The following is an 11,475-nucleotide window of genomic DNA, read 5'->3' on the forward strand; positions in this document are numbered from 1 at the left end:
CCTGTGGGGGGGGGGGGCGCCACGCATGGTACGCGACCCGGGTATCAGGGGGCGCGTACGGGCGCAGCAGTAGCGGGCCGGTGCGCGTGCTTCCCCTTTTTCGCCCGCATGAACCCGTGACGATGCAGAGCGACGACGTGCACGACGACGACCGGAACGGGATGACGCTGCGCATCTCGCCCGCCGCGCTGGCGCTCGCCTTCGTCATCATCTCGCTCCTGACGCTCGCCGTCACCCCCATGCTCATGATCCGGCGGCTGGACGTGCTGCGCCGGGATACCGAGAACACCGTAGGCCGGGCGGACGCCCTCGTGTCTGAACTGCGGCTGCTGCTCACGCAGGAGGTGGCGGACCACGAGGCGCTGCGGCTCACCAGCACGCCGGCTGCGCGCGCGCACTACCAGCTCACGCGGCGCCGCGAGGACAGCATCTTTCAGCGCCTGCTCCCCGTGGCGGAAAGCGTGGATCCGGAGGTGGCCGCCCACACCCGCCACCTGCACGCCTTGGCCCAGCGCGCCCACGTGCTTCCCGACGCGCGTGCGTCCGGCGACATCGACGATGCCACCTTTGATGCGGAACTCGCGCGGCAGCGGCCGCTGCGCGATTCCGTCACCGCCGCGCGCGTGCGGCTGGAAGGCGCGCTCGCCCGGGCGCTGGAAAACGACATCAACCGCGGCAGCCGGGTAGTGCGCCAGCAGCGCGCCATCTCCGCGGGGATGGGGGCGTTGGCGCTCTGCGCGGCGGTGCTCGTGGGCTGGTTCGCGCGGCGCGAAAGCGCCCTGGCGCGGGAGGTGAGCCGCGCACTCAGGGCGGAGCGGCTGGCGCGAAAGGAGTCCGAGCAGCGGCGCGAAGAACTCAAGCGCATCAGCGACAGCAAGGCCCGGCTGATGCGCGGCTTCAGCCACGACGTCAAGAACCCGCTGGGAACGGCGGACGGCTTTCTTCAACTGCTGGAGGAAGGGATCCTCGATTCCGTTACCGAGCGGCAGAAGGCCAGCATCGGCAAGGCGCGCCGCTCGCTGGCGTCGGCCGTGACGCTGATCGAAGACCTGCTGGAGATCGCCCGCGCCGACACGGGCGCCATTCAAGTGTCGCGCGAGCCCACGGACGTGGCCAGGATCGCGCGAGATGCAGCGGAGGAGTTCCGCGGGCAGGCCGCCGCCCAGGGGCTGGCGCTCACGACGGAGATCGCGGACGGCGTTCCCACGGTGCACAGCGATCCCGTGCGGGTGCGGCAGGTGCTGGGCAACCTGATCTCCAACGCGGTCAAGTACACGCCGGCGGGCAGCGTCACCGTCCGTGTGCGCGCGTGCTCCGGCCCGGGCGGGCGGCCCGGTGTCGCCTTGGAGGTGGCGGATACGGGATCAGGGATTCCCGCGGAGAAGCGCCACCTGCTGTTTCAGGAATACGTACGATTCGAGCCGAGCGCGGCGCGCGGCTCGGGGGTGGGGCTGGCGATCAGCGCGCGGATCGTGGAGGCGTTGGGCGGAGAGATCCGCGTGGAGAGCGAACCGGGGGTGGGGAGCACCTTCACGCTCTGGCTCCCCGTCGGCAGCCGCGCCGACGAGCAGCCCGCCCCCGCGAACCCGCGGCCCTGAGCGGACGCGGGGGCGGCTGCCTCGTCAGCGGACGCGCGGCAGGTCCTGCGCGGCCCGGCCCACGCTGGGCGGAAAGGTGGGGGGCGTGAACACGCGTCTCCGGTCCACGCGCAGCCCCAGGCAGCCCCGAAGACCCACGCCCGGCGCGGTGGCGTGCAGCCCCGGCGCGTCGGTCCCGCCGCCGTCCACCGGCTCTCCGCCGTCCATGAGCTCGACGGCATCTCCACTCCGTGTCACCAACTCCGACGTGGCCTCGCCGGCCTCCGCCTCTCCGGCCTCCGTGACCACAGACGGCTGCGTCGTGGGCGCAGGCGAACTGTGCGGCGCGGGCTTCGTCCCCGCGCACGCCGCCAGCAGCACCAGCGCCATGGCGGCGGCGCACCTCGTTGTCGATCTGGTCATCTCGCTACTCTCGTTGACGATGTCCGTCGCGCGGCACCCGCGTTCCTGCTGGGATGCCAACCTGAGCGCATCGGTTGCCCATGCCGTCACATCGTCACACAGAAACTCAGAAAGCCGCGTCGTGCCCCGCCGGGAAGAGTTGAGCGGATGCTTCAGTGCGCGAAACCGCGGCGGATGTCACGCCGGAGCCGCTCCGCGAGAACCGCGGCCGCGTACCACACGTGCCTGGGCTCCGCCTCCCGGTCAGCCGCGATCTCCTCAAACAAGCTCAGCACGGACGCGGCGATTGGTTCATTCAGCGGCGCGTCGCCAATGTTCTGCCGTAGCGCGGTGCCCCAGCCGGGTTCCAGCGGGATGTAATCGCTTGAATCGCGGGGAACAAGATCGCCCAGCCCGATCGCGTTGTGTGTATCCGTATAGAGCGCAAGGACCAGCATTGCCGCGACCCGCACCTCCGCGGGGCGAGTGCGATCCGAGGCTGTAGCGCGCAGTTGCTCGTACAATCGCGCGTCACGGATCTCCATGCTGGAGGTCACCAGCGGCTCGATCTCCTCACCGAGCGTTACGGTTTGCCACAAACGCGCGAGCACTGCCGGGCCAGCCGACTCGCATCGTGAGATGAACGCGAGCGCCCAATCTCGCCCCGCCACAGCCTGCTGCGTTGCGAGGATCGACTCGGCTCGACGGCAATCCCGCATCCGCTCGGCCCGGAGATGCGGATCCGTGTCCTGAGCGGAGAGGTTGCCAGCCGCCAGCGTCAGCAGGACTGACCAAAGCAGTACCGCACGCACTGCACTTTTCGGCTGGCGGTCCATGGCTCCTGTCTGAGCGACGATGCGCAACAGGGACGACGTCAATGCGCGGCTCCGTTTGCGATATCGCTCCGGAGTCGCTTGGCAAGGACGGCAGCCGCGTACCACACGGCCTTCTCCTCAGTCCCACGAGCGGAAGCGATCTCGTCGAGCAGCGCGAGGACGGGCGCCGCAATCGGTTCTCGCAGAGGCGACGCTCCCTCGACCTGATTCAGGCCAATGCCGGACGACGGAACCAGCCGGATCCGTGTAACCGTATCTGGCGGGACGAGGTCGCTCAACCAGATCGCGTTACCAGAGTTGGTGTAGCGAGCCAGGACCAGCATCGCCGCCGCGCGTACCGCACCCGGGCGCGACCTGTCCACCGCGGTTTCACGAAGCTGGCGGTACAGCCGGGCATCGCGCAGACGCAAGCTGGACCTGACGAGCGGACCGATCTCCTCGCCAGCTGTGATGGACCGCCAGACGGAGGCAAGCGTAGCGGGCCCTTCAGCCCCGCATCCGGAGATGATTCCGAGTGACCACGCCCGATGCGGCTGCGGGTGCCCGGTCTCCAGCATCTGCGCCGCGAGCCGACAGTCGTTGCGGTACTCTGCAGTCAATACCGGGCCGGCTTGCTGGCTGGCGACAGGTTGAACGTGAGCCAGTGCCAGCGCGACCACACAGAGAACGGATCTGCGCATGATTCTCGTTGGGGATCGCGAGTCGGGCTTTCTCAATTTCCGCCCACGTTCAGTGCGCGAAGCCACGGCGCATGTCCCGCCTCAACCGCTCAGCCAGAACCGCAGCCGCGTACCACACGTGCTTGGGCTCCGCCTTCCGGTCAACCGCGATCTCCTCAAACAAGCTCAGCACGGACGCGGCGATTGGTTCATTCAGCGGCGCGTCGCCGGACAACTGATCCAATCCCGTCCCGTAGGACAGGATCAGCGGAATCCGCCGAATGGAGTCGGGCGGAACCAGGTCAGACAGCCACAACGCGTTACGCTTATCCGTGTAGCGAATCAGCACAAGCATCGCTGCGACGCGCACGTCAGCGGGGCGGGAGCGGTCCGCGGCTGTTTCTCGGAGCTGTTGATAAAGGCGCGCATCCCGAATCTGCAGCGTAGTCCTCACGAGAGGGTCGATCTCGCTTTCCGCGGAAACCGTACGCCATACAGCCACGAGCGCCACGGGAGCATTCTCCTCGCACTGCGCCAGGAACCGCAGCGCCCATCCCCGATGCGGGTGCGGACGTCCGGTTCCGAGCGCCTGTTCCGCGACGCGGCAATTGTTGCGGCGCTGTACTTCAAGTTCCGGATCCGTCCCCTGCCCACGAGCAGGGCGTGAACAGGCGGTCGCCATCACGATGGCAGGCGCAGCAAGTCTGCGCAGGGCGGTGATCATCGGGTGCCGCATCCGATCCGTACGCTTCTACGATTGGCAATGTCCAGCCGCGGCCGGATCGCGGCCATTCTTCGTGCTACAGTTCTCGTGCTGGACGGGTGAGCAGTTTTCGCGCTCTGTTCAGTTCGCGGGGGTGGTTGCGGAGTTGTGGCCGTGTTCAACAGAAAGAGATGCTGGATGGCGGCGTTACGCACCAAGCCCTCAGGCGTGCTGGCACGGATGTGTTCCAGCACTTGCAGAACCTCACTGCGTACGGCGCCAAGCTCCCCCACCTGTGCCCGCGCATTGGTTCCGGTAACACTGATGATGCCTGGCCTTCTGCCCTGCGGCGGAGAAAACAGGTCGGTTCCCACGAGCGAGAATACGGGCTCCGCGAAGCCCGCCAGCAAGATGATGGACAAAATCCTCACATCGTCAGGCATGGTAGGATTTTCGGCCATTGACCGGGCTGCATCAAACACGCTGCGCACCGGAAAGGAGCCCCCAATCCCGATGACCTGAATAAGCTCGTTCCGATCTTTCGGGAACTCCTGTGCCCAAAGCGAAAGAACTGCCGCCGGCCCGGAGACATCGCATCGGCGGATCGCACTCAGAGCCCACTCCCAGTGCGGAGACGGCCGACCGGTTCGAAGGATCTGGCGCGCGAACCGGCAGTCGTTCCGCAGATGAGGGTCGGCTTGTTCTCCCGCTTGGGCGCTGAGCGAACAAGACACACAACCCACCACTGCCGCCGCGAGTGCTGCGCGCAAACTCCATGTGGTCAGCACTTTACTGCCTCTACGCAGAGGGGTGGCAAGGCGTCGGGTCGCCCATGTTGGACTGCCCCTCAATGAGCGAAGCCGCGGCGGATGTCACGCCGGAGTCGCTCCGCGAGCACCGCCGCGGCGTACCACACCGCGGTCGGCTCCGTGTCCCGGTTCGCGGCAATCCCTTCGAACAGGTCCAGGACAGACGCGGCGATCGGTTCTGTCAGCGGCGCGTCACCCATCAGTTGGCGGGGACCCGTGCCCCAGCCAAGCTTCAGGGGAATCCAATCGATGGTGTCAGGAGGGATCAGGTCCGAGAGCCAGATCGCGTTCCTCGGATCGGTGTTCCGGGCAAGCACCAGCAGAGCCGCTACCCGTACGTCTGCTGGTCGTGCTCGGTCCTCGGCTGTCCGGCGCAGCTGTTGGTAGAGCCGTGCATCTCGGATCTGCAGGCTGGAATTCACCAAGGGCTCGATCTCGTCCGGCGCAGAGATGTCTCGCCACAACGCAGCCAGCGTGACAGGGCCCGCCGACTCGCACCGTGAGATGTACGCGAGTGCCCATTCACGGTGTGGATCTGGGTGCCCGGTTCTGAGGATCTGTTCCGCGAGGCGACAGTCGTTGCGGAATCGGGCCAGGAGAGCGGAATCCCCTTCTTGCCCGTGAGCGGGACGTGGGTAGGCAGTGACCACCAGCACGATGAGCACACGTCTGAGCATCGCGGTGATCAGCCGACGCTCCATGTTCAGTACGCCTCTCCGTTGGCGATGTCCAGCCGCAGCCGCTTGGCCAGCACCGCCGCTGCATACCACACGGTCCGGCTCTCCCGATTGCGGTCCGCGGAGATCTGGTCGAGCAAGCTCAGGATGGAAGCAGCGATCGGAGCCGTGAGCGGCGCTTCGCCGGTCGCTTGGCGGAGCGGAGTGCCCGACCCGAAGATCAACGGAATCTCACCGATGGAGTCCGGCGGCACCAACGCGGTCAGCCAGAGGGCGTTCCTGGTGTTTGCATACCGGGTGAGCACCAGCATTGCGGCGGCGCGCACCGCCGCGGGGCGGGAGCGATCCGCGGCGGTCTCACGAAGCTGGCGATACAGCCGCGCGTCCCGGATCTGCAAGCTCGACTCTACCATCGGCTCAAGCTCCTCACCGGAAGATGAGGTGCGCCACAGAGACCCAAGCATAACGGGGCCTTCACCTTCGCAGCGCGCAATGAATTCGATCGCCCACAGTCTGTGAGGATCTGGATGCCCCGTCGTGAGTATCTGGGCCGCAAGCCGGCAATCGTTACGCAACTGCGCGAGCAGTGCAGGGTCTCCATCCTGCGCTTGTAGTAGGTGCGGCATGCCTAGCACAACGACGGCGATAATGATCATTCGTTTCAGCATCAGTCCTGTCCTGAAATTCAAGGTGTATTCTGCAGGAGGTTACCTCGCTCGTTCTTTAACGCACACGGGCGTGCAGCATACATGGGCACGACCTTGCCTCCAGGACGCTTGTGCATTCCTTCTGAGTACGTTCGGGCAACGAGATCCAATTGGTTCCAAGCTGCTCCGTACTCACGATCCAAAATCCGTCCGTCCAACGCAACAAGTTGCTCCATGCGACTGATTACGGGGCCGAAGTCGCGTGTGAATGCAATTTCATACTCCGTCCCGTGCTTACGTTCGTGAGCAGTCACCGCTTGTCGTGAATCACCAGTCACGACATGAGGCGGGCACCACGATAGTCCACCGATAACGTTCCCGCCGGACGCAACTCGCTGCTGCGCGTTGTAGAAACGGCTCCCTTGAGACATCGCTTCGATGTTGATTCGATAGTACCCGAACACTCGGAGTGTGGTTTCTTCGCCGAAGTAGATCATCCCCTCGTTCGGGCCTACATCCACTGAGGTCGTGTAATCGGGCGCATTGTCAGTGTCCGATTCGGCACTGAACCAATTAGCGGCTCCGAGATCCTCAGCATCAATGATCTGTCGCGGGAGTTGGATGCGGTGACCGGAGCTGCCTTCTGGCTCGAAGGTGGTGTGCGGCGCGCGGGTTCCCCACTGACGATTGATCACCGTGACCTGCGCAGAGGCGCTGGCGGGCTGGCCAGCAACCCGGGCCTGCACGGTCACGGTGCCGCTCGTCACCATCAGTCCCGCCCACGTCTTGCGGCTGTCCTGCGCCGGATCGCTGGGTGTGATGGTGTGGCGGCCGTCGGCGGACGTGAACTGCCAGCCGGTTACCTCGAAGTCCGACGCACCCTCCGCCGCCGCGGTGCAGGTAACGTCCTTGGCCGCACGCATGACCTCCGCGGGCGTGCACTCCAGCGTGAGCTGCGCATCCACCACGCGCACCGGGTCCGTCCGAGCCTCGAATGTGGTGCCGTTCGGGTACCGGCCGGTCACCACCATGTAGCCGTTGTCGCGCGGCGCGTACGAGCAGAACGTCTGCCCGGCGCAGGCATGCACGACGGCCTCCAGCTGCTCCGCGCCGTCCGTAGCGATGTACATCCACTGGAAGTCCGACACGTGCTCGATGGCCACCGCGTCGAACTCCACCGCTTTGCCCCGCGCCACCACCGGCGTGCGCGCCGCCACCTGCAGGGGAATCACCTTCTGCGCCGTGATCACCGTTCCGCCATCCAGCAGATACCACGGCGTGGATGGAATGGACGGATTGCAGAACAGGCAGCTCAGAATCCCCTGAATCCCCATGCGGCTCGCCTGAAGCTCCCAGCCGGCGTCCACGCGGACGATGCTTTCCAGCTGCCCGTCGCCGAACGGAATCGGCCTCCACTGGTTGGCGATGCCGGGCGGACCGGTGGTCACGGAAACGCGCAGATAGCCCGTGCCCGGGATGCCGGCCCCGCCCACCGAGCCGCCGCGGCCCATGGGCGCGACGTGATCCACGCACGGGTTCTGGCAGGGCTTTCCCTCCGCGGCGGGATTGATGGTGTACTCTACCGTTCCCGAGGTGCGGATGCGGACCCACATGGCTTCGGGAAACACGATCCCCAGCGGCCGCAGGGGCACCGTTCCCCATCCCATGTTGTCCGGCGGCACCGGCAGTGCCCCCGACGTGGAGAACGCGTCCGCATCCACGGGATCCACAAGGCCGTGCCGCGGTGCCAGCGAGTCCGCGGGTCCGGATGCGAGCGGATGCTGGCGCAGGTCGCACCCGGCCAGGAGCATCAGGCCGATGACGCACACGCGCGTGGCGGCTCGGGCGAACGGGAACGATGCGCGCTTCGGCGGCTGGGCTGCCTCGGTGAGGCCCCTGGCTCTGCGGCCCCGCCTCGCGGCGGGTGTGCTCTTTTCGGGTCCGATCGGGTGCACGGGACGTGACCTTGGGGACGGGGGTAGATCCGCCGGTGCACCCGGCGGGGGCAGGAAACGGGTTCGCGCGGCCGCGGAGTGCGGCGCAGGAAAGCAGGAGCGCGAGCCCCCAAGAATCAAGCTAGTCGCAGATCTCGCGATTGCCAAGAAAGAGCGTGAAAGGCGCCATCGGCCGCTCACAATTGCCGGGTTGCATGCGGCTCAGGGCCAGAGTTCATCCCGTCACGGAAGTCCGCGTTCGCACCCGCCCTCTCATCCGGGAGCCCGGCATTACCGGGAGGATCGTCCGGGGCGGCGGCATCTCGCTTGACACAGGTTCGTCCATCCGGTACTCTGATTGAGAATCATTCTCAACGAAGCTTCTTCTGGACGGGTCCGTGCTGCGCAAGATCGTTTTCTGGAGCCACCTTACGGCGGGGTTGATCGCCGGGGTGGTGGTGTTCGTGATGTCGGTGACCGGCGTGCTGCTGACCTACCAGCGCCAGTTGACGCTCTGGGCCGACACGCGCGGGCTGGACGGCTCGCCTCTGGCCGCGGGCGCGGCGCGGCTGGCACCCGAGGCACTGCTGGGGCGCGTACTGCGAACGGAAAAGGGAAAGCCCACGGCGGTGGTGTGGCGCGGCGCGGCGGATGCGCCGGTGGCCGTCTCGTTCGGGCGGGAGCGAACGGTGTTCGTGAACGCGTACACGGGGCAGACGCTGGGCGCGGGCGGCACCAAAACGCGCAAGTTCTTCAGCTGGGTGACGGACTGGCACCGCTGGATGGGCGCCGCCGCCGGCGAGGGACGCGACCGCGGCAAGGCCATCACCGGCGCATCCAACCTTCTCTTCTTCTTCCTGCTGCTCAGCGGCGCCATCCTCTGGATCCCCAAGCAGTGGAGGCGGGCCAATCTGCGCAACATCATGTGGTTCCGCCGCGGGCTGCGGCCCAAGGCGCGGGACTTCAACTGGCACCACGTGTTCGGGTTCTGGATGTTTCTGCCGCTGGCCATCATCATCCCGTCGGGCGTGGTCATCTCGTACCCGTGGGCCAGCAACCTCGTGTTCCGGGTGATGGGCGAGACGCCTCCGCCCCGCAACCCGGAAGGCGGCGGCGGGGCAGGGGGCGGGCGGCCCGCACCGCCGCCGGACCTGGCCGGACTGGATCCGCTGTGGACGCAGGCGGTTGCGCGCGTCCCGGGGTGGAAGATCCTGACGCTGCAGATCCCCGCCAAGCCGGACGCGCCGGTGTCGTTCACCATCGACCGGGGCACGGGCGGGCAGCCGCAGACGCGCGCCACCCTTGCGTTCGACCGCGGTACGGGCCGTGTCACCAAGTGGGAGCCGTTTGCCGCGACCTCCCCCGGGCGGAAGCTGCGCGGCATTCTTCGCTTCGCGCACACGGGCGAGGTGCTGGGGCTGGCGGGGCAGACCCTGGCCGGCATCGCGTCGCTCGCGGCGGCCCTGCTGGTGTGGACGGGGATCTCGCTGTCGCTGCGCCGCTTCGCCGCCTGGCGCGCCCGCCGCAAGTTGCCGCGCGCCGCCGAAGCCGCGGGCTGAGCACCGGATCATGAAAGAAAGCGCCGCCGCGGACCTCCGCGGCGGGGCTTTCGTTCATCCGGAGCCCGGACCGGCCGTGCGGCAGCCGGGTGCGAGCAGGGCACCACGCGAAGCGCTTACGGATACAGCAGATACGGTACGCGGTCCACCCGGAACTGCGCGGCCTCGCGGTCCCATTCGTCCAGCAGCGCGGGGAGGGTGCCGCCCTCGATGGCGAGCCGCACCTTGTCGGAGCCGGTGAGGCGGTTGATGGTGGCGCTCCAGGCGAAGTCGCGCGGATGGCGGCTTCTGATCGCGTCGATCAGGATCAGCGCCGTGCGGACTGGCCGGTACGTCTGGCGGTCGGTGATGACGAACCGGATGGCGGGGATAGTTTCGCCCCGGAACTTCGCGGCCGTGGGCGACACCGCCATGGTGATGGCTTCGAAGCGGATGCCCGGAAGCCCCAGAGCGTTCATCGCCTCCGCCACCCGCGGTGCGTCCAGCCACGACGCGCCGATCTGCTCGAACGGGCGGTCCGTTCCGCGGCCTTCGGACAGGTTGGTCCCCTCGAAGTACACGGTTCCCGGATAGCTCGTCAGCGCGGCCAGGGAGCGCAGGTTGGGCGACGGGTTCACCCAGGGCAGGCCGTTCTGGTCGAACCACCGCGAACGCTCCCATCCCGCCACCCGCGCGACGATCAGGTCCGCGCCAATCCCGTACTTCCGGTTGAACAGCGTGGCAAGCTCGCCCACCGTCATTCCATGGCGCGCGGGGATGGGGTACATGCCGACGAACGACTTGAACCGGGGATCCAGCAGCGCGCCCTCCACGATCTCGCCGCCAATGGGGTTCGGCCGGTCCAGCACGACGAACGGAATGCCCTTTCGCGCGGCCGCCTGCATGGCGAGCGCCATGGTGGAGACGTACGTCCACGTGCGCCCGCCGACTTCCTGCAGGTCGTAGACGAGCACGTCCACGTCGCGCAGCATCTGCGGCGTGGGCCCGCGGTCCTCCGCCAGGTAGAGGGAGTAGATGGGGACGCCCGTGGCGGGATCCGTATCGTCGCGGATGGCTTCGCCCGCCTCCACGTTGCCGCGGATGCCGTGCTCCGGCGCAAGGAGCGCCACGAGCCGCAGGTCCGGGTGCCGCGCGATCAGGTCGATGTCCGTCGCGCCCGCCCGGTCGATCCCGGTGTGGTTGGTGATGAGCCCCACGCGTTTTCCGCGCAGGCGCTGCCGCACGTCCGCCAGGAACGTCTCGATCCCCGGCCGCACCACGACTGAATCCGATGTTGCCATCCGCATCGCCGGCGCCGCGGCGGGAGCGGGGGGCTGGCTGCACGCCGCAAGCAGCAGCAGGGCGCAAACAGGGCTCTTCATCGTGTCTCGTATCGGTAGTCTGGAACGGCAGCCTCGGCGCCGCGAATGCCGGGTCGTGGCGCGGATGTGCGTCTGAACCAGCGCGGGCGAGTATTGGCGTGAGGCCACCAGCGGCGCGGCCCAGCGGGGCTCCCTGAGCGGATGAATCCGCCGCTCTACCTGCGGCAAGCCCCGACCCGGCGCCATAGGCGCGCCGTTCGGGGCTTCAACCACGATCCGCGCGCCGGCGGAATGCTTGTCGCGAAGGTGTTGCAGTTGAAGCCCCGAACCGGACGCGCGAGCGGCCGGTGTCGGGGCTTACCGCTTCTTGA

Annotated in this window: 10 protein-coding genes and 1 riboswitch; of the genes, 2 read left to right on the forward strand and 8 right to left on the reverse strand. The window is 67.5% G+C overall.

Going from position 1 to position 11,475, the window contains the following annotated elements:
- The first annotated feature begins 122 nt into the window (after positions 1-122).
- On the forward strand, positions 123-1,598 hold the full coding sequence (locus VF665_RS02915) for a HAMP domain-containing sensor histidine kinase (RefSeq protein WP_331051911.1): 1,476 nt from the start codon (positions 123-125) through the stop codon (positions 1,596-1,598).
- Between the two features lie 24 nt (positions 1,599-1,622).
- Here the strand turns inward: VF665_RS02915 and VF665_RS02920 are convergent, their stop codons facing one another.
- The 7 genes from VF665_RS02920 to VF665_RS02950 all read right to left on the reverse strand — a co-directional run bounded on the left by VF665_RS02920 (position 1,623) and on the right by VF665_RS02950 (position 8,139).
- Complete coding sequence (locus VF665_RS02920; protein ID WP_331051902.1) at positions 1,623-2,000, reverse strand: hypothetical protein; 378 nt, start codon at positions 1,998-2,000, stop codon at positions 1,623-1,625.
- 152 nt (positions 2,001-2,152) lie between these two features.
- Positions 2,153-2,815, reverse strand: coding sequence for a hypothetical protein (locus VF665_RS02925; protein ID WP_331051903.1), 663 nt, complete (start codon positions 2,813-2,815; stop codon positions 2,153-2,155).
- Between the two features lie 38 nt (positions 2,816-2,853).
- Positions 2,854-3,495 (reverse strand): hypothetical protein, encoded by a 642-nt coding sequence (locus VF665_RS02930; protein ID WP_331051904.1) that lies wholly within the window; start codon positions 3,493-3,495, stop codon positions 2,854-2,856.
- 49 nt (positions 3,496-3,544) lie between these two features.
- Positions 3,545-4,198 (reverse strand): hypothetical protein, encoded by a 654-nt coding sequence (locus VF665_RS02935; RefSeq protein WP_331051905.1) that lies wholly within the window; start codon positions 4,196-4,198, stop codon positions 3,545-3,547.
- Positions 4,199-5,024: 826 nt separating this feature from the next.
- Positions 5,025-5,687 carry a hypothetical protein gene (locus VF665_RS02940; RefSeq protein ID WP_331051906.1) on the reverse strand — a complete coding sequence of 221 codons (663 nt, stop codon included), beginning with the start codon at positions 5,685-5,687 and terminating at the stop codon, positions 5,025-5,027.
- A gap of 2 nt (positions 5,688-5,689) precedes the next feature.
- The gene (locus VF665_RS02945) at positions 5,690-6,331 is read right to left on the reverse strand and encodes a hypothetical protein (RefSeq protein ID WP_331051907.1); all 642 of its coding nucleotides are present in this window, start codon (positions 6,329-6,331) and stop codon (positions 5,690-5,692) included.
- Between the two features lie 17 nt (positions 6,332-6,348).
- Positions 6,349-8,139 carry a hypothetical protein gene (locus VF665_RS02950; RefSeq protein WP_331051908.1) on the reverse strand — a complete coding sequence of 597 codons (1,791 nt, stop codon included), beginning with the start codon at positions 8,137-8,139 and terminating at the stop codon, positions 6,349-6,351.
- A gap of 37 nt (positions 8,140-8,176) precedes the next feature.
- Positions 8,177-8,251, reverse strand: a riboswitch (cyclic di-GMP riboswitch).
- Positions 8,252-8,642: 391 nt separating this feature from the next.
- Between VF665_RS02950 and VF665_RS02955 the strand changes: the two genes are divergently transcribed.
- A complete protein-coding gene (locus VF665_RS02955) occupies positions 8,643-9,803 on the forward strand; it encodes a PepSY-associated TM helix domain-containing protein (protein ID WP_331051909.1) in 1,161 nt (386 codons plus the stop codon).
- Positions 9,804-9,919: 116 nt separating this feature from the next.
- Here the strand turns inward: VF665_RS02955 and VF665_RS02960 are convergent, their stop codons facing one another.
- Complete coding sequence (locus VF665_RS02960) at positions 9,920-11,164, reverse strand: DUF1343 domain-containing protein (RefSeq protein ID WP_331051910.1); 1,245 nt, start codon at positions 11,162-11,164, stop codon at positions 9,920-9,922.
- Between the last annotated feature and the right edge of the window lie 311 nt (positions 11,165-11,475).

This window comes from Longimicrobium sp., from assembly GCF_036387355.1.
Lineage (GTDB): Bacteria > Gemmatimonadota > Gemmatimonadetes > Longimicrobiales > Longimicrobiaceae > Longimicrobium.

Excerpts from the sequence above, each read along its gene's own strand:
- VF665_RS02945 (WP_331051907.1), bottom strand. The coding sequence starts at position 6,331 with ATGCTGAAACGAATGATCATTATCGCCGTCGTTGTGCTAGGCATGCCG.
- VF665_RS02925 (WP_331051903.1), bottom strand. The coding sequence starts at position 2,815 with ATGGACCGCCAGCCGAAAAGTGCAGTGCGTGCGGTACTGCTTTGGTCA.
- VF665_RS02940 (WP_331051906.1), bottom strand. The coding sequence starts at position 5,687 with ATGGAGCGTCGGCTGATCACCGCGATGCTCAGACGTGTGCTCATCGTG.
- VF665_RS02935 (WP_331051905.1), bottom strand. The coding sequence starts at position 4,198 with ATGATCACCGCCCTGCGCAGACTTGCTGCGCCTGCCATCGTGATGGCG.
- VF665_RS02930 (WP_331051904.1), bottom strand. The coding sequence starts at position 3,495 with ATGCGCAGATCCGTTCTCTGTGTGGTCGCGCTGGCACTGGCTCACGTT.
- VF665_RS02920 (WP_331051902.1), bottom strand. The coding sequence starts at position 2,000 with ATGACCAGATCGACAACGAGGTGCGCCGCCGCCATGGCGCTGGTGCTG.
- VF665_RS02960 (WP_331051910.1), bottom strand. The coding sequence starts at position 11,164 with ATGAAGAGCCCTGTTTGCGCCCTGCTGCTGCTTGCGGCGTGCAGCCAG.
- VF665_RS02915 (WP_331051911.1), top strand. The coding sequence starts at position 123 with ATGCAGAGCGACGACGTGCACGACGACGACCGGAACGGGATGACGCTG.